15 protein-coding genes and 1 riboswitch are annotated in these 18,677 nt (G+C 51.1%); of the genes, 4 read left to right on the top strand and 11 right to left on the bottom strand.

Annotation, left to right across the window (positions count from 1 at the left end; translation table 11 throughout):
* Positions 1-275: 275 nt before the first annotated feature.
* The 5 genes from ACX93W_RS27160 to abc-f all read right to left on the bottom strand — a co-directional run bounded on the left by ACX93W_RS27160 (position 276) and on the right by abc-f (position 6,424).
* Positions 276-2,651: a YcdB/YcdC domain-containing protein gene (locus ACX93W_RS27160; RefSeq protein WP_459395506.1), complete on the bottom strand. Its 2,376-nt coding sequence runs from the start codon at positions 2,649-2,651 to the stop codon at positions 276-278.
* Positions 2,652-2,848: 197 nt separating this feature from the next.
* The gene (gene trxA / locus ACX93W_RS27155) at positions 2,849-3,163 is read right to left on the bottom strand and encodes a thioredoxin (protein ID WP_459395505.1); all 315 of its coding nucleotides are present in this window, start codon (positions 3,161-3,163) and stop codon (positions 2,849-2,851) included.
* A 53-nt stretch (positions 3,164-3,216) separates the two neighbouring features.
* Positions 3,217-3,654: an RrF2 family transcriptional regulator gene (locus tag ACX93W_RS27150; protein ID WP_459395504.1), complete on the bottom strand. Its 438-nt coding sequence runs from the start codon at positions 3,652-3,654 to the stop codon at positions 3,217-3,219.
* A 228-nt stretch (positions 3,655-3,882) separates the two neighbouring features.
* Positions 3,883-4,386, bottom strand: a complete 504-nt coding sequence (locus ACX93W_RS27145; RefSeq protein ID WP_459395503.1) for a VOC family protein — start codon at positions 4,384-4,386, stop codon at positions 3,883-3,885.
* Between the two features lie 31 nt (positions 4,387-4,417).
* Positions 4,418-6,424: a ribosomal protection-like ABC-F family protein gene (abc-f, locus tag ACX93W_RS27140; RefSeq protein WP_459395502.1), complete on the bottom strand. Its 2,007-nt coding sequence runs from the start codon at positions 6,422-6,424 to the stop codon at positions 4,418-4,420.
* A 459-nt stretch (positions 6,425-6,883) separates the two neighbouring features.
* On the opposite strand from abc-f, the gene ACX93W_RS27135 reads away from it, so the two are divergent.
* Together ACX93W_RS27135 and ACX93W_RS27130 are read left to right on the top strand one after the other, a co-directional pair.
* Positions 6,884-7,093, top strand: a complete 210-nt coding sequence (locus ACX93W_RS27135) for a hypothetical protein (protein WP_459395501.1) — start codon at positions 6,884-6,886, stop codon at positions 7,091-7,093.
* Positions 7,094-7,278: 185 nt separating this feature from the next.
* Positions 7,279-10,365, top strand: coding sequence for an FAD-dependent oxidoreductase (locus ACX93W_RS27130; RefSeq protein WP_459395500.1), 3,087 nt, complete (start codon positions 7,279-7,281; stop codon positions 10,363-10,365).
* A gap of 125 nt (positions 10,366-10,490) precedes the next feature.
* Here the strand turns inward: ACX93W_RS27130 and hisC are convergent, their stop codons facing one another.
* The 5 genes from hisC to ACX93W_RS27105 all read right to left on the bottom strand — a co-directional run bounded on the left by hisC (position 10,491) and on the right by ACX93W_RS27105 (position 15,162).
* Positions 10,491-11,552, bottom strand: coding sequence for a histidinol-phosphate transaminase (gene hisC / locus ACX93W_RS27125; RefSeq protein ID WP_459395507.1), 1,062 nt, complete (start codon positions 11,550-11,552; stop codon positions 10,491-10,493).
* Between the two features lie 106 nt (positions 11,553-11,658).
* Positions 11,659-12,114 (bottom strand): VanZ family protein, encoded by a 456-nt coding sequence (locus tag ACX93W_RS27120; protein ID WP_459395499.1) that lies wholly within the window; start codon positions 12,112-12,114, stop codon positions 11,659-11,661.
* A gap of 62 nt (positions 12,115-12,176) precedes the next feature.
* Complete coding sequence (locus ACX93W_RS27115) at positions 12,177-12,701, bottom strand: GNAT family N-acetyltransferase (protein ID WP_459395498.1); 525 nt, start codon at positions 12,699-12,701, stop codon at positions 12,177-12,179.
* Positions 12,698-13,384, bottom strand: a complete 687-nt coding sequence (gene mobA / locus ACX93W_RS27110; RefSeq protein WP_459395497.1) for a molybdenum cofactor guanylyltransferase — start codon at positions 13,382-13,384, stop codon at positions 12,698-12,700. Before mobA ends, ACX93W_RS27115 begins: the two co-directional genes overlap by 4 nt.
* A 104-nt stretch (positions 13,385-13,488) precedes the next feature.
* On the bottom strand, positions 13,489-15,162 hold the full coding sequence (locus ACX93W_RS27105) for a glutamine--tRNA ligase/YqeY domain fusion protein (protein WP_459395496.1): 1,674 nt from the start codon (positions 15,160-15,162) through the stop codon (positions 13,489-13,491).
* Between the two features lie 231 nt (positions 15,163-15,393).
* Positions 15,394-15,542, top strand: a riboswitch (cyclic di-AMP (ydaO/yuaA leader).
* 4 nt (positions 15,543-15,546) lie between these two features.
* On the opposite strand from ACX93W_RS27105, the gene ACX93W_RS27100 reads away from it, so the two are divergent.
* Both ACX93W_RS27100 and ACX93W_RS27095 read left to right on the top strand, forming a co-directional pair.
* Positions 15,547-16,029, top strand: coding sequence for a C40 family peptidase (locus ACX93W_RS27100; RefSeq protein WP_459395495.1), 483 nt, complete (start codon positions 15,547-15,549; stop codon positions 16,027-16,029).
* Between the two features lie 163 nt (positions 16,030-16,192).
* Entirely contained in the window at positions 16,193-16,672 is a 480-nt protein-coding gene (locus tag ACX93W_RS27095) for a GNAT family N-acetyltransferase (protein ID WP_459395494.1), read from the top strand.
* On the opposite strand, the gene ACX93W_RS27090 is transcribed toward ACX93W_RS27095, so the two are convergent.
* A complete protein-coding gene (locus ACX93W_RS27090) occupies positions 16,635-17,858 on the bottom strand; it encodes an EAL domain-containing protein (protein ID WP_459395493.1) in 1,224 nt (407 codons plus the stop codon). The genes ACX93W_RS27095 and ACX93W_RS27090 overlap by 38 nt on opposite strands.
* Positions 17,859-18,677 lie beyond the last annotated feature (819 nt).

Raw genomic sequence — 18,677 nt, 5'->3', positions numbered from 1 at the left:
CTATCCTTTTACATTAGGAGTTTTTTTAATGGATTTCCAGAGAATACCATCAATTTCTTCAAAATATAGGAACTTATGAGAAGGTTGTTTTTCATGTTAGGTTTGGTGCAAGGCTAGTGCTCTTATGGACTTAAATGACCGTTAGACTTTGATTTTCCCCAAAAAATCACTTCTAACGGTCACCGATGTCCACAAGAGCATATGATCCGCTACTGCCAGCGCATTCCCCTGCCCCAGAGGCCTAAGGGGGCTCATGCGCCTTACCTGCTTGTCAGCTACATACGCAAGGGAGCTTCCTGCAGCTCCTCCCGCTTCTGCAAATAGCGGAAAAACGCAGTAGCAGCTTCCGCTCTTGTCACCTTTTTCACCGGCAGGAATTTGCCGTCGGACAGGCTCATGATTTTTAGCCCCACCGTAATGGCAGCTTGCCCTTTGTTTACAATAGCAGCCTCATCCTTGAAGGATACTTTGAAAATATAATCATAGTTCGCCAACGTGTTGTATCCCAAGGCGCGAACAATGAGCTCCGACATATCGTCCCGCGTTACCGGCTCGTCGGGATTAAACGCGCCATCGCCTAAATCAATCAGATTTTGCTGAAGCGCCGTTTCTACATAAGCAAAATAGGTCGAGTCGGCGGCTACATCGGCAAACGAGGCTGCCGCGGCCGAGTTTTTAATCATGTCAAAATTAAGTGCGCGCCCATTATTCCGCGCCAGAACCAGCATTTTGATCAATTCGCCGCGAGTAATAACCGCGCTTGGTGTTACCTTGCCATCATTCAACTCAAGGGCACGGTATGCGACCATGAGTTGTAGCGCTTCTTCCGCCCAATGTCCCTCGGCATCGGTTGCCCGCGGCAGTTCCAGGCCGGTGACTGCTCCCGTGGATTGACTGCGCCATTCCCCGCTTTGAGCATCCAGGAACAATGACTCCGGACGATCCTTGTCAGCAAGCTGATAAATCAGCCCAATATCGGCCTTCAGCTCAGCCCTGGCAAAGGCGGGATCCCCTGCCGCACGCATCAGATCCACTTTGTCAGCAGACAACAGCGCTCCATCCAACATATATTGCTGATCCACCCGATAGGTCAATTGAACATCGTAATAGTCCATCCATTTGGCAAGCGCTTCAGAACGAGTAATTAGAGCCGGTGATTTGGCCGGGTAATCAAAAGAGTGGATTGAACTGGAATACGATCTGACTTGGCCTGAAATCGCATCAACGGATACATAAACGGAATCGTAATCGATGATAGCCCCGTTGACCTTCCTCTGGAATTGAATGTCGTAGCTATAAATCTCCTCCGGCTTGCGGCCTTCGTAAATCTTGGATGATGGGGCGATCGTATATAGTTCATGACTCAGCCATGGCAGCTGCTGCTTGACGATTTCCTCGGCTTTGGCGATCGCTTGCTCCAGCGTAATGCCTTTACTCTCCGAGGTATCCCTGCTTCTGAAGTTGTAATAGCTTTCTATTGCGCCTGTGCTGCCGTTTACTCTGGCGGAAATACTGCCGGGGTCGCTCCCCTCCCTTTTGACGGACCAATCCAAATTCCAGGAGGAGCTGGTTTTGCTTTCTCCCTCTTCGCGCGACTCCGTATAGCCTGAGCTCTGAAGCTCGCTGCCTTCCGGCAGCGGAAATGCCTTCTCAACCGCTGCAATCGCATCCTTTTCCGAAATCGATGTCGGTTGAGGCTTGGCCGCCAAGGGTTCCGACGTCAGCGGTGTTTTGGATACATCGCCATAGTAGTAATAGATATAAGAGCGGTCATCATTCGTTTTCTGCCCTGTTACGGCATCTACGGCCACTGTCTGCATCCCGTAGCTTAAGCGGGGGATGCGCTGATCTGATGGCGCATTATAGGGAAGTACGTAACGAAGCTCCAGAGATGCAGCAGCATTAAGGGCCGATACCGCCTGCTCCTTGCTCATATAATTGCCCGCTTTGGGGAAAACGATCGTTTCGTCCCAATTAAGCCCGAAGCTTTCCACATGACCTTCGCTATTGATGGACAGCTCGATATAATTGCCCAGATAAGGAATACCCTCCACGATCCTGTCAAACCGGATTTGATGAGTAACAGATCCGCTAAGAGGAGGCAGCGGCATGACGCCATACGTCTCATTTAGCCCGACATCGGAGGAATAGGGTTTGGCGATTTGATTAATAAATTCCTCTGCCAGCTTCAACGCGCTGGTTCTGTCCACCTTCAGCGGATAGGTCGTTTGAGCCACAGGCGCATATTGCTCATTGTAAAAGCTTAATAACTGCCCGCTGGCGGCATCCAAAGAGCCTCTAACAGCTGCCGTTTGCTTGCCGTTCACCCGTTTGACGAAATACATTTCCCAGTAGCTTCTTGTACCATTGACCAGCTTGCCCGTCCTGTAGCTTGAGCTTTGCAGCTGATAATCGTCGGGAATGCGAACATATTGGCGAAGCAGTTTCTCCGCCTCCGCTTTGACAATCTTGGCATCCTTCTCATCCGCCTTGATGCCTTCATCAGCCTTCGTTTCTGACAGCGCTAACATTTCATTAGCAGCATTAGACCCTTCTGCCGCCATAACCGGCACGCTCCAGACAGAAGCCGCCATCGTTACGGCCAAAACCAATGCAAGCCTGCTTTTTTTCCTTTTCCCTCGTCCCTTCAACGCAAACACTCCCTCGGCTTTTTTATTCCCATCTTCTTCTCGCTTTATGTAAATATCTTCTAGTCCCTACCCCTTTAAACGCTCCGATCGACCAATAAGTTGCACATAAAAAAATGCCGCATTCCATCAGCTCAGGGCTAATGGAATGCGGCATCGTCTTGCGCTTAATCATCGATCATTCGACCGAGATTAGCGGCTTACAGTTGGTTGGAGATTTTCGCTTTAAGCGAATCTTTGCTTTGCAGGCCAACCATTTTGTCAACGGGCTGTCCGTCCTTGAACAGAATCAGCGTAGGAATGCTCATAACGCCGAATTGGGAAGCCAGTTCAGGCTCTTCGTCCACATTGATTTTGGCAATGGTCGCTTGACCCGCCAGCTCAGAGGAAAGCTCCTCTACGATCGGAAGCTGAGTTTTGCAAGGTCCGCACCATGGCGCCCAGAAATCAACAAGAGAAACACCAGCTTTTACGCTTTCGGAAAAAGTATCTTTGGTCAATGCTACTGCTGACATTATCATCATTCCTTTCATCTATCCATTGTGTATGATTAAGGGAATAACCCGTCTCACCCGTTGTTCTGCACTTTGTCGCAGTTATGAATCTGCCCCAGCACATCATTAATCGTGATGCCGCCAAAGTGCTCTTCCAGCTTTTTCTCCGCCGTACAGAAAATGCTGAACATAACCTTATTCATATTGGAGCCCACTACGCAATCCATGCCGGGATCTCCCGAGCACCAGCTGGGAATCAATGAACCTTGGGCCATTACCCGATAGACGTCGGCCAAGGTTACGACAGCAGGATCAATCGTCAGGCGGTAGCCTCCGCCGGAGCCTTCCCGGGTGTCGACGTAGCCGCTTTTCCGCAGACCGCTCATTACTTTGCGAACGCGGGCGGAATGAGTGCCGACGTTTTCGGCGATCAGATCGCTGCTGGCCATCTTATCCGGCAAATAGGCCAAATAAACAAGACTGTGTACGGCAATCGTAAATTCACTATTCACTATGCGCGGGCCTCCCTGCTTTATACTGTAATGATATCTATTACAGTTGGATATGTCAAGGGGGTTGGCTCTGCACTTTTACGGTAAAACGCCCGCAAGCGTCCCCTGCTTTAGCTTGCTGCAGCGCTCCCCGTCCTATACCACTAATGAGTAACAGCCCGTCAGTTTAATCACCGAAGACATCTCGACGACTTCGTAAGCCCTCCAGTTATCGGAGAGACTGCATCATTACTCCTCGTAAGCTTTCCGCAAACTTTCAATATCGATTTTTGCTTTCGTTTGTAGCAGCGCCTTCATGACCCTCTCTGTTTTTTGCGCATCGGGGCCGCTTAACATTTCGGACAGACAAGATGGGATCACCTGCCAGGATACCCCGAATCGGTCCTTCAGCCAGCCGCATGCCTGAGCTTTTTCGTCTCCGCCCTCCGATAGCCTGTTCCAAAAGTAATCAAGCTCCCCCTGATCCTGGCAGCTGACGATAAAGGAAATCGCCTCGGTGAACCGAAAATGCGGACCGCCGTTTAATGCGACAAAATGTTGTCCCTCCAGCGAAAAATCAACCGTCATCACTTTACCTTCAGATTGACTTTGACTGCCATGCCTCTCTTTTCCGTAGCGCGACACTTTTCGGATTTCGGAGTTTGCAAAAACAGAAACATAAAACGTTGCCGCCTCCTCCGCTTGCGTGTCAAACCACAAGTTGGGCGTAATCTTTTGCGATTCAATCTTCATATTTCATCCCTCCGCCATTGATCATCGTGCTTTAGTTAACCTGCTTCTCCAGCCACTGTTCCATCCATCCGTCCAAACTTTCCTGAAGCGCTTCACGCTCGCTCCAGGCCTGCTGCAACTGCTCCGCCCTTTCGGCTGCTTCTCCGGTTTGCCCCAGTTGCTCCATAGCTGCATCAAGCGCAGCAATACGTCGTTCCGCTTCTTCGATTTTGGCCTCCAGCTGTTCGCTGCTGAAATCTTGTTGTCCGTTGAGGGCTGCAGAGGTTTGCTTCTTGCCCGCTTCAGTTCGGCGCCGCTCCTCGCTGTGCTCTTTCACGCCGCCAGCGGCTTTGCGTTCATCTCCCACACTGGCAGTTAGCGACTGGCCCTGCTTGCCGACTCTCCCGGTTCCATCCGGGAGTGCCTGAGCTTTTCTTCTTCCGCGCTCTGTCTTGTAATCGTCAAAACCGCCTAAATAAATCTCCAGATGCCCGCGATCCAGCTCCCATATCCTCTGTGCCAGCCGGTTGATGAGGTAACGGTCGTGAGTAACGATCAGAAGCGTGCCCGGATAATCCTCCAGCGCTTCCTCCAGCGCCTCCCGGGAGGCAATGTCCATATGATTGGTTGGTTCGTCCAGAATAAGGAGGTTCGGCTTCTTCAGCACGAGCAATGCAAGGCGCAGACGGGTCCATTCTCCGCCGGACAACATGCCGACAGGCTTAAAAACTTCTGTTCCGTAGAACAGATACGCCGCCAGCGTATTACGGGCCTCCCCCTCTTCCATCCCGGCTTCGCTCCGGAAATAGTGAAGAACGGTTTGTTTCGGATTGTCGGGAGGCAGCTGTTGCGCCAAATAGCCGAATTCGACGCGGGAGCCCAGTTTGATTTCTCCGCTATCCGCCGTAAGTTCGCCCAGCATCAGCTTTAACAAGGTGGACTTACCCGAACCGTTATCCCCGATCAGCATCACATTGTCGCCATAATGAAGTTCTCCGGAAATCCCCGATAACACGGGAGTTGAACCGTATCTTTTTTCCACATCCTGAAAGACGACTGCTTGCTTGCCCGACCGTTCAGTGGGCTTTAATTCAAACTCCGCTTCCTTGCGGTTTATGGCCGGCCGTTTTACCTTTTCCATCCGATCAAGCGCCTTCTGCATGCTGGCCGCGCGCCGGAAAAACTTCCCGTTGTCGCCGATCCGCCCCCACTCCAGCAGCTGCTTGATGGTTTCCTTCATTTTTTTGATCTGCTTCTGCTGCTCCTGATAATCCGCAAATTGCCGAAGAATGAGCTCTTCCTTCTCCTTGGCATAACGGGAGTAGTTCCCGTGAAATACCGTGGATTCGCCATCCTCCAGCTCTACGATTTTGGTAGCGACCCGATCCAGAAAGTAACGGTCGTGGGATACGATCAGGCATGAGCCCGCATACTTCTGCAAAAAATCCTCCAGCCATTCCACGGCAGACATATCGAGGTGATTCGTCGGTTCGTCGAGCAGCAGCAGCCCAGGCTTCAACAGCAGCTGCGAGGCAAGAGCAACCTTCGTTTTTTCGCCGCCCGACAATGATTGAAACTCTCTGACATACCATTCCCGTGGTATGCGCAGCCCTTCTGCAACTCCGTCAATCGTGGACTCCAGCTCGTAGCCGCCTTCCGCCTCGTAACGCTCCTGCAGCTTGGCGTATTGCGCAAGCAGCGATTCCAACTCTTCGGCCCCCAGCTCCGGCGAAGCCATAGCGACCTCCAGCTGCGACATTTCATTGCGAAAATGCAGCAATTCCCGATAGGCCAAAGAAAGCACAGCATAGACTGACGTTCCCGTTTCCCCGCCAGAATTTTGCTGTAGGTAGCCGATGCTTATATTTTTTGCAATCGCAAGCATGCCGTCGTCCGGTGCCTCCAGCTTGGCAAGCAATCGAAGCAGCGTTGTTTTACCGCAGCCGTTCCGTCCAACCAGCCCGGCTTTTTCTCCTTGATGAAGCTCGAAGGTTACATTCTCCAGAACAAGCTGAGCGGCATTGTATTTTTTAACATTTTGGCAATTTATCATTAACATGAGGGTTCCTCCTATAATGAGGCCCTACCCGGTTTCCATGCACAAAAAAAGGACGCAGGGAAAATTCCCTACGCCCGGTATCACTTCAGGTTAAGGTAGGAGCCTTTTCGGTAGTTGTAATGTTGTATGGTTAAAAATGGACAGACTTCTCCCGTCTTGAACAAAACCATGCATGATGCCAGCCATCGCAATGGGCAGCCGGCTCACTTGGACATTAACAAACTCCCGATTCATCCTACCTTCACCTCCTTTATTATGTAGTTCTAACCGAACTTTTTGAACAACTAATTTTGCATAATTATCTCGAAGTATATCACGGCCTGGGATTTCCTGCAAACCCTGCATGGTTGGTGCCTCGAGCCATCCCGATCACCTTAATTTTCGGTTTGAAGTCATGAAGGAATCAGCGAGGCGAATACAATTTAAGGAGTCTCCAATTACGGCGGGGAGGTGAGAAGAATGGGCTGGTTTGGAAGCAAGTGGGTAGTCGTCCGGACCGAAAGCGGTTCGCGCGTAGACGATATCGACCGGCTGGATGCCATCTTCAAAAGCAATGGATTGAAGACCAAGGTGTCGTTGGAGGGCAGCTCGCTCAAGCGAATTCAAGTGCGCAAGCAGGACGTGGAACGCGCCAAGGAATTAATGCAGAACTTCGATGAAGAGCGCTGATGGCTAGGCGGCGCGCCTCGGTTTCATGTCCGAGAATGCAAGAAAGGAGTTCCTTCGATCAGGAAGGAACTCCTTCTTTGCGTAAATTATGATTTTGTCTGGTTGCATAGGCAGCTGGGTAAATGATACCATTTATACGATTCTAACCCTTTTTCCAGTAAATTACGCAAAAGAAAGGAACGATTATGAGCACGACACCGGTTAAGAAAAAGGAACATATTCCACAGCTTCAACTCGTGCGGGCAATTGCTATTATTGGCGTACTTTCGGTTCACGCCAGCGCGGCGGCAACGATTACCATGAGGGATTCGGCTTATTTTTTCCTTTATAACTTTGCCAACACCTTTATGCGTTTTGGCACCCCTACTTTTATTTTGCTAAGCAGCTTTGTGCTTTTTTACAGCTATTACAACCGTCCGCTGGACGGCAAGCTGATTAAGGGTTTCTACAAAAAACGGCTTCTGTACATAATCATACCGTACGTTCTGTTCTCTGCCATTTATTTTGTCTATGGAAAGATAAGGGCTGATTTACCCTATTTAACGTCAGACGCGCTCTGGCAATTTCTTGTGGAGCTGGCCAAGGGCGAAGTTTATGCCCATCTGTATTTTATTTTTATCAGCGTTCAGTTTTACTTGCTGTTCCCACTGCTCCTGTGGGTTGTGAAGCGGTGGAAACAAACCGTCTATTTGCTCATACCAACAGGCTTTTTGCTGCAATGGGCCTTTTTCCTGTTGAATGAATATTATTGGAGACTTGATATGAAAGGCAGCTTGGCTCCTTCCTACTTCGCCTTTTTCTTTACCGGGGCTGCAATTGGAATCTTTTTCCCCAAGCTGAAGGATTGGTTTGCGGTCACCCGAGAAAACGCAAGTCCGAAAAAAATCGCCGTCTGGTGCCTGACCTTCGGCATTTGGCTCACTCTGGCTCTGTCGCATGTCATGCTTTATTATAATGTGCGGGCCAACGGGGCGAGATACCATATTCTGATTTATGAGTTTCTATGGAACTTTCATACTGTATTTTCGGCTCTTGTCGTCATTGGCTTGTCCTTCTTTATTTACAGGCATATGCCAATTATTTTATCGAAGACATTGTACAGACTAGGCCAGCTTTCATTCGGCGTATACCTGATTCATCTGATCTTCCTGTTTATTTACGATGACAACGTGCGCCACTTCGGCTCTTCGATGCTGGAGCATGCACGCTATTTTGGCAGCTTTGTATTTATGCTGATCGGTTCCTGGCTCGTTGTTGGTCTGGTCACGCGGTTTGTTCCTTATTCCTGGGTTCTCTTCGGCACGGTCCAGAAGGAGCCTATGCCGCTTGAAGCCTACCACCTCAACCGGAAAAAACGTTTTGGATGGAAGTGGCTGATCGGCGCTGCGTTGGTCGCTGCAGTTATTGTAGGCGCAGCTGCGTATTTATGGATGAAGGATAAGGATACCACCAATCACAATAAGCGGCAGGAGCTGCTTGCCGTTGAGTCGGCTGAGCAGATACAAGAGCAATACGATGTTATCGTGGCGGGAACCGACCCGGAAGGCATCGCGGCTGCGGTATCGGCGGCACGCAACGGCTTGTCCGTCCTGCTTGTTGATGGCAAGGAACGCGAAATTCTGGGGGGACTGATGACGGTCGGCGGGCTTAATACGCTGGACTTGAACTATTCGCCCAAGCAGTCCTCCATACCTGGCAGCGGACATAATTTCCTGGACAAGGGCATCTTCCAGGAGTGGTACGACCAGGTGGAAGGCACCTCGTTTGATGTGAATACGGCCGCCAACGTTTTTTATAAAATGGTGAAGGCTGAAGAAAATATTGATTTGCTGATGAAAACCCGTTCCATGGAGCCGCTGACAACGGAATCCGCCGACGGCATATGGAAAGTAAACGGCATGCGCATCGTTACCGGCAACGGGAAGGAATTGGAGGTTGCCGCTCAATCCGTTATCGACGCCACGCAGGATGGCGACATCGCCGCCGCAGCGGGCGCAACGTATACGCTTGGACGGGAAGATATCGGCAACGGCGACGCCCAGATGGCTGTAACGCTGGTTTTTGCCTTAAAGGGCATGACGCAGAGCATTTGGGATTCCTTCGGGAAACATCCCGATACCGGCATCGACGCGATGAGCGCCTGGGGTTTCCCGAGCGCCAAAAACTATGAGTCCAGCAATCCGGAGCGCGTCAAGCTGCGCGGTCTCAACATCGGGCGACAGAACGACGATACCATCCTGATAAATGCCATGCATATTTTTGACATTAATCCTCTCGACCCGGACAGCATTCAGGAAGCGCTGGAAATCGGAAACGCGGAAGCGCCTCGGATCGTCGACTATTTAAAGACCACTTTTACCGAGTTTAAGGATCTGGAGTTAGCCTATACGTTCGATGAATTGTATGTTCGGGAGTCTCGCCACATCCAAGGCGAATACCGTCTGACCATGGCGGATCTGCTGGCAAACCGCGATCACTGGGACGCCATCGCTTACGGCTCCTATGATGTGGATATTCAGGCAGCAAGCCATCTGGACACCGGTTACGTTCTGTATTCGCCTAAACAATACGGCGTGCCGTTCCGCACGCTGGTGCCAAAAACAGTTGACCATCTGCTGGTTGTGGGACGGGCCGCAAGCTTCGATTCCTTGCCTCACGGCAGCGCAAGGGTGATTCCGCTGGGCATGGCAACGGGCGAAGCCGCCGGAGCGGCAGCCAAGCTGGCCAAGGATCACGCCGTTACTTTCCGTTTCATGTCGGGCTCGGAGGCGCTGATTGGCGAACTGCGCGGCCGATTGGCTTCGCAAGGCATGGATCTGAAAATGGAGACATTCGAAACGCCGTATTATATGAACCACAAAGCTTACAAAGGGCTGGCCGCGGCGGTGAGCATGCTGCTGACAAGCGGCAATCACGATAACAAGGCGTTTGATCTGGATGGGAAATCCAATATGCAGCGGATCGTGTACAGTTTGTATCGCGTGAAGCAGCAGCATTCGGACTTTTTCCATGGCGATCCGTCTGTAGCCGTTGCAGGAGTGGAAAACCCGGCTGGCCAGCCATTGTCCCTTGAGCAAACGGTCAAAACGATCGCAAATGCCATAGACAATGCAACAGCCGCCGACATGACCGTGGAGTCGTTTGTGGCAAACGGTTGGTTCGCGCAGGAAACGCTGGATTCCATTGTTGATCCGCAAGCCATTACCAATGGCGAGTTTTTTATGCTGATTCGAGATCTGGTTGAATATTATGCCGGAGTGGTTTACGAATAGGCTATACAGATATGCTACAAGCACAAAAAGGCAGCTATCGGGGTCGAAATTGACTCCAATAGCTGCTCTTTTTTTGGATAAAAAACGATAATTTCGCCTGTGGTCTTACCCTGGTGTCCGGTCTGTTATGCGCCGATTAATGGCTTCAACACTTGAAGGAAACGGTCCATCTCTTCGTCCGTGCCGACCGTTACCCTTAAGTAATTATCGATGCGCGGCGAATTAAAGTATCTGACCAGAATCCCTTGTTCTCTAAGCTGCTTGAACAGCTCTGCCGCCTGATAAGAAGGATGGGAGATCAACAGGAAGTTTGCTTTGGAATCCGTTACGATAAATCCCAGCTCCGTCAAACTTGCAATCATCCGATCACGCGTAGCGACAACTTTAGCCGTAGTTTCCTGAAAATAAGCCTCGTCCTGCAGGGACGCCACGGCGCCGCAAAGGGCAACACGGTCCATCGTGTAGGAGTTAAACGAGTTTTTGATGCGGTTTAATCCGTCTATCAGTTCTTCGGAGCCAAAAGCCAGGCCGACGCGCAGTCCCGCCAGCGAACGGGATTTGGACAACGTTTGGATAACCAGCAAATTAGGGTACTCCGGAACAAGCTTCACAGCCGATTCCCCGCCGAAGTCGATATAGGCTTCATCGATAATCACAACCCGGTCAGGATTGGCCTCCAGCAGCGTTCTGACATCGCTTAGCGGAATAAGCTTGGCGGTTGGCGCATTGGGGTTGGGAAGAATCATGCCGCCATGGTCCCCCGCAAATTGATCAATCGGAACCTGGAAGGATTCGTCCAGCGGGATCAACTTTGGCGTTATGCCGCACAGCTTGGCGTAAACCTTATAGAAGCTGTACGTAATATCCGGGAACAATACCGGGCGGGCCGGATCGAAAAATGCCGCAAACGCAAATGCCAGAAGCTCGTCCGAGCCGTTGCCGGCAAACGTCTGCTTAGGTGTTAGGCCGTAATAATCGGCGGCCACCTGCACCAGTTCTTCACAGGTAGGGTCGGGATAAAGGCGAAGATCGGCGTTTGCCGCCTCCTTCATCGCTTCCAGCGCTTTGGGCGAAGGCGGAAAAGGATTTTCGTTTGTATTCAGTTTGATATAGGTTTTGTCCTTTGGCTGTTCTCCCGGCACGTACGGCTCAAGCGAGGAGGCCAGCGGGCTCCAGTATCTGCTCACCATTCCATCTCCTTTTTTTAGAGGTCGTTCAAAAAGTCCGCTTTCCATTTCGGAGCATGACTGGCGTCATGGCCGGCGTCGAATATGGCATTCAGAACATACACGTTTAGCGTTTCTTCAAAAACGGCCTGATCAGCATCAATCCGATCCAGGCTCCAAACGTGTTCAGAATGATATCGTCTACGTCAAAGCTTCCCCGTCTGGTAATCAACTGCACCAGCTCCACAACCAGAATAAGCAGGGCACACCAGGCAATGACGGGAAAAGAGGCGCGAAGCTTTTTGTTCAATAACGGCATAAAGACGCCAATGGGAATAAACAATATAATATTGCCAAACAAATTTTTGATCCAGATATCGCTGTTCATCCGGTCGCGGCTTTTGATATAAGACTGAATCGTTTCAAACGGCGTGAGATTATAGGAATAACCCCATAAGGTAAACCGCTGGCGAAAATAAAGCAAATAAATCATGATAGCCGCATACACCAGCAGGCAAAGCACCACCATCCAATTAAACGCCGTATTGCGACTATAGGCGTTGCGAAAAAGCTTGACCTTCATCACCTTCCTTCATCTGCGGAAGCTCCAGCGCGGCTTGCCGCGACTAACCGGTATTTACAGCGTCAGGAGTCCAGCCTCAAGCCCATAATGACAAGGTCTCTTCTTACTCCGTCCAGCTCCGCAACCTCGGGCAGCAAGCCCCATTGCGAAAAGCCAAACTTGGACAAGAGCGCCAGACTAGGATTGTTATGGCCGAAAACAAAGCCCACCAGAGCCGTCAATTTCAATGAAGGGCAAGCCTTGACCGCTTCGGAAACCAGCAGAGAGCCAAGCCCGCTGCCGCGATGTTTCTCGGCAATATAGACGCTGATCTCCGCCGTCGCCCGATAGGCCGGCCGCCCGTAGAAGGATTGAAAGCTCAGCCATGCGAGAGTTTCACCGTTTTCCCGATGACGGGCTACCCAGATCGGCCTATGCTGGGGAGAATGCTCCAGAAACCATTTCATTCTGTCATCAACGGTTACAGGCTCCAAATCGGCCGTCACCATCCGCCCCGCTATAGTCGAGTTGTAAATGCCGACAATGTCGGCCAAATCAGCCAGCGTCGCGTCTTCTATTATCACATCCAGCTTTTCCAGCTTATTCATGGCTTCCGCCCCTCCAGTCGCTCCTTCAAATAAGCTTCGTATTCCTCGGGGGTATTCAAATTTACCGGACTATGCTGCGGCAGCTCCAATTGCGGCGACACAACGCGCAGCTCCGACAGCAAGCTCATCACACGGCGTTCTCCCCGTTCCAGCGCCGCCTTTGCCGCTTCCGCAACTCTAGTGTGATATAACCCGTGAAAGGGCTGTCCGGGCAAACAAACAACATCCGCTCCGCTGCCGCTCGCCTCCTCCTGCGCCGCGAGCAGAGAAAGCGACACATCCGGCGAGTCGCATGCCGTCACAAAAACATAACCGCCGGGCAGCTGCTCCAGCCCCCCATGCAAACCCGCCAAAGGCCCTTCTCCGGGATAGCTGTCCGCGACAAAAAGGATAGACGGCGTGGACATGCGGAGTTCTCCCGGCCTGTCATGAGGGCCATCCCCGTTAACATCCCCATCATTTGGGAGTCCTTCAGGTGAATTCAGCCATGGCTGAAGCGCCTCCCGATACAACGCTTCCTTCTCCCGGCTGCCGCATGCTATGGCGAGCACTTGTACATGAGGAGCGATTTGCTTCACAAGGCGGAGCAGCAGCGGTTCGCCGTCTATTGGGAGCAGCGCTTTGTCGCGACCCATGCGGGAGCTGCGTCCCCCGGCCAAAATCAGTCCGTTCAAATGTGGCATACGATCCGAAAGCCCCTTTTGTTAGATGTGGCAAGCTTGTCCATTCCAATGCTCTAACAAACGGCCCGCCAAGCGGAATGCCTGACGGGCCGATCTATACTCCCTTAGGCTTTGGAGGGATCAAAAGAGCTTTTCAGCGAAACGATGCGATTAAAGGCCAGCTTCTCCGATGTGGAGTCCTTGGCGTCTACGCTAAAGTAGCCATGGCGGAAAAACTGGAACTTGTCCCCTCCCGCAGCTTCCTTCATGTTAGGCTCCACAAAACCTTGCTGCACCTCAAGCGAGTTAGGGTTAATGCGCTCCAGGAACGGCTTCCCGGCTTCCTCCGGGTTGTCCACGATCAGCGGCTCGTACAGGCGGAAATCCGCCGGCACCGCGCTTGAGGCTTCGACCCAGTGAATGGTTCCTTTTACCTTGCGTTCGTTAAAGCCGCTTCCGCTTTTGGTTTTGGGATCATACGTACAATGCAGCTCCACAACCTCGCCATGTTCATCCTTAATGACGTCTTGACACGTAATGAAGTAAGCATGCTTCAGCCGAACCTCGTTGCCAGGGAACAAGCGGAAATATTTGCTCGGCGGATTTTCCATAAAGTCGTCCCGCTCAATATAGATTTCACGGGAAAACGGAATTTCACGGCTGCCCATTTCTTCGTTCTCGGAGTTGTTTTCGGCAGGCAGCAGTTCGCTTTGTCCTTCAGGGTAGTTGGTAATGACCACCTTGAGCGGACGAAGCACCGCCATTGTGCGCAGAGCCTTCAGCTTCAGGTCTTCCCGGATAAAATGATCCAGATATCTTTCATCCACTACGCTGTTGCTTTTGGCAACTCCAATTTCGCGGCAGAACGAACGAATGGATTCCGCTGTGTAGCCGCGGCGGCGCATGCCGCTGATGGTCGGCATCCGGGGATCGTCCCAGCCGTCCACGATTCCTTCGTCTACCAGCTGCTTCAGATAACGTTTGCTCATAACCGTGTTCGTGACGTTCAGGCGAGCAAATTCATATTGGCGCGGCACCGACTCCATCTCGCATTCCGCGATGGCCCAATCATACAACGGACGATGGTCCTCGAATTCCAGCGTACAGATGGAATGAGTAATACCCTCGATCGCGTCGCTGAGCGGGTGGGCGTAATCGTACATCGGATATATGCACCATGCATCTCCCGTGCGGTGGTGATGGGAATGGGAGATCCGGTAAAGCACGGGATCGCGCATTGTAATGTTGGAAGAAGCCATATCGATTTTGGCTCTCAGCACTCGCGCTCCGTCCGGGAACTCCCCTGCGCGCATTCTGGCGAACAAATCAAGGTTCTCCTCCACGCTCCGGCTGCGGTAAGGACTCTCCCTGCCCGGCTCCGTCAATGTGCCCCGCATTTCGCGCGTTTGCTCCGCTGTCAGATCGCAAACATAAGCTTTGCCTTTTTTGATCAGCAGCACGGCGCGATTGTACAGCTCTTCGAAATAGTCGGACGCAAAACGAAGCTCCTCCCAATCAAAGCCCAGCCAGCGCACGTCTTCCTGAATCGCGTCGACATATTCCGTATCCTCTTTTACCGGATTCGTATCATCGAAACGAAGATTTGTTTTTCCGTTAAACTCATCCGCCAATTCAAAATTCAAGCAAATCGATTTGGCATGGCCTATATGCAAATAACCGTTAGGCTCGGGCGGAAAACGGGTTATGATTTCCTGGACGCGGCCTTCCTTCAAATCTTCCACAACTATATTTTTAATAAAGTTTGAGGATGATGTCTTGTTCTCGACTGCATTCTCCATCGCGACCAACCTTCCTTAGCGCATTAATGATAACTTTTAACTTTTATATCCCTTTATAATACACAAAAATGGCTTAAAATACACTTCCGCCGGACTGCTGGAGGCAGAGAAATTGCTATTAATCGGGGGCATCTGTCAATTCGCCCTCCGCCATTTCTGAAAGTTTATTAGAATCTTCTCACATTCAACACGAAACTACAATTACACATTAATATAAGATTTAGAAATCTGAACTACATACAGCCTAATTCCCTATCGGGAAACGGGGGAACCACTTTGGGTGAATTGATTTCGGCTGCTGCTCTGCAGCTCCTGCGAGATCATAGGGAACCTTCAACCGAACCCCACAGCTAACCTCGTCGGCACCGGAAGGAGTTTCATGATTTGAAGAAGAAACTTAGCGCGGTACTATTCGGACTTGTCCTACTGTTGGCCTTCCAAGCTGGCAGCGCTTTCGCAAGCTCCGAAATGGATGGCATTATCGATGATGTGATCGGAGTCAAATATCAATACGGTGGCACATCCACCAGCGGATTTGATTGTTCCGGCTTCACCGGTTATGTCTTCGCCAAAATGGGCATTGATTTGTCCCGCAGGTCGGTCGACCAAGCAAGCCAAGGCGTTAAAGTAGCCAAAGCCGATTTGAAAGCCGGCGATCTTGTGTTCTTCGACACAACGGGCAAAAACAATGGCAGCATTTCTCATGTTGGCATCTATGTAGGAGACGGTAAATTCGCTCATGCTTCCACCCGTATCGGTGTAACCATTGATGAGCTGGATTCCTCTTACTACAAATCCCGCTTTGTAACCGCTCGTCGCATTATGGACGACAAAGCTTTTGACAAGTACGCAGTAGCGGCTCAATAAGCCGTCATGCAGCAGCCCCGTGCAGACCTTGCACGGGGCTTTTGCGTACGGCCGAGCATCGTGGATCTATTGCTGGTATACTGAATATATGAACAATAACAATCACTTATTCCCACCCGCCAATCAAAAAACAAACAGTGAGATCGAGCTGGCAATGATCCCAATGGAAGAAACACACGCTGCTCTTGTTTGCCAGTGGGCCTATGAGCCCCCTTACCATATATACAACTTCCCGGCATGGGCCGACATGAAAAAGGACGAGATCGAATTTGGCGATCCCGTCCTGCGCAAGGAGCAATATTGGGTTGCAGTTGATGAAGCCGACGAGTTGATCGGCTATGCTCAGTTATTCCCGATGGGAGGGGTCACCCGCCTCGGCCTTGGCTTGCGGCCCGATTTGCGCGGGATGGGCAGAGGCTCGCGGCTTGCTCAATCGGCTGCCGCATTAGCCCTGTCTCTAAAACCCGGCAACGAGGTGGACCTGGAGGTTCTAACCTGGAACAAACGTGCCGTCCGCGCCTATGCCAAAGCGGGGTTTATCATTACGGATACTTATTACCGTCCCCTTCTTCACGGAGATGTGGGAGAATGCCACTGTATGGTGTTTAACCCGGATTATCGCGGCTATCCACAAACAGAATGACCCAATCCCTTACCAGCACGGATATCGTGCGAATCCATTCGCGCGTATCCAGATCGGTATAAGCTCGGGATACAATAGAGCGGCGCTGATGACTTAATTGCACCAGATTGGGTATGTAATAGGGACGCCAGCTCCAGTTCACATTCCTGAATTGCTCTTCTCTCATCCAGCCTCCCCCGCCTTGATCCCTGCGAAAATTGGCCGACAGCTGAATGCCTTCGCCATTGCATATGTACACTCTCATGCAGCTTTCATCCAGAGACGGCAGCAGTCTCTCCAGCCATTCATCCGTATCCGCCGCGATATCGTCCCGCCCTACAATGTCCAGGAGCTGATCGGCGATTTTTTCCGCATGATCATGCCAATGCCGTTCCTTTATGGCATGACGCTTCAGATTGCTGGCCAGTTCCGCCTCAACGAATGGCGCAAATGCTTCGGGCTTCAATAGCTCCCGCTCCGCTTTGGCAAAAAGAAAACCTTGTACGTATCTGGCTCCGGCCTGAATCGCCCGCTCCAGATCCTCCTTCGTTTCAACGCCTTCAAATAACAACGATGCGCCAATCTGCTCCGCCAGCTCCGAGAAGGAGCGCAAAACGCCGAAGTACCCGTTATGGGTTCCGCTTTTTTTCACCATGTGCATATCGATCTTTAATAGGTTGGGCTGAATCTGGGCGATTCGGTCCATGCTGCTAAACCCGCTGCCTACATCGTCGATAGCGACTTGACAGCCGCTGGCGCGGTACCGGTCAATAACGCTCCGCAATATCTCCATAGGCCCGTTAAAGCTTTCTTCGGTAATTTCAATAACGACTCTATCAGGGGCGAGTCCGTATTCCTCCAGCATAGCTAACGTTTGCAGCTCTTCGCTAGCTCCGTCATGATATAGCCACTCCGGTTTAAAATTCAGGAATAGCAGGGGTGGATTCTCTTCTTTGCTAATTCGCCGGACCGCTGCTTCGCGGATATAACGATCCACTATCAGATGCTCCTCCATGGAAATAGAGTCATCGGCGAAAAATGGCCCCAAGCTTCGCACAACGCCGCTATCCACCATTCTACCCAACACCTCATAACCCGCAATACACCGGGTATCCATGGCAATGATGGGCTGGTAATGCGGCCTAATGAGCCCCAGCGGCAAACCTCCCGGCAGCGGATGAGGCATTTGGTTAGGAAAATGGGTCATCACGCTCACCTCTATGTCACGATGATGTTAGTTTCTCTGTCATAATGAACATCTTTATTGTACGAGAGAGAAAATCTATTGTAAAGAAAGTTATGGGCAAGAAAATGCGGGGACATCCGAATCACAACACTTGGGAGGGACTTGATTTTGAAAACACGGACTAAAATACGCTGCCTTTGCACTCAAGCACTGACTGCGCGACCGACACCAGGAACTGCTGACTGCATCCCCAGGCGTTGGCGGCAAGACGGCCTTCAGCCACTCGTCACAAGCAGCTAAACTGCAAAAAAAGTCAGACCCTTTAAGGGGCCTGATCTTTTCCTAATGTAATTGATTTAGCCGAATTACTGTATTAACTTCCACACTGTCTGAAGGGTGCGAAAAAGTCAGATATGATGTACAGCAAGTAAGTTTAGTAGAACGCTCAGTAAGGCGCACCACGAAATGTGCAGTAGATAGGCCAGTAAGGCGCACCACGAGCAGAAGCTCAGAAGTAAGTTCAGCAAGGAGTCCGGCATACTGTATCGGTCATCCATGACCGTTAGCGCATCAAAATGGCCATTATGCTACTTTTAACGGTCACATCTGTCCATTAGCGCTGGAAAAAGGCTAAATTACTAGAAAATCCGGCGCTAACGGTCATCCGTGACCGTAACAGTTCTCAAACATCGCGTTTTTTGCTTCTAACGGTCATTAATGTCTAAGCTTGCCCCACAATGTTTCCGGAAATTTACAGTAAGAAGCGATACGTATCCAATACGTTGCGAAACACTTGAAGGCCCCTCCACAACACTTTGACCCCGGGGGCTCCATCGCTCT

The sequence above is a fragment of the Paenibacillus sp. CAU 1782 genome, from assembly GCF_054551715.1.
The sequence above is the reverse complement of the archived record's forward strand: the minus strand, read 5'-3'. Positions and strand labels throughout refer to the sequence as shown.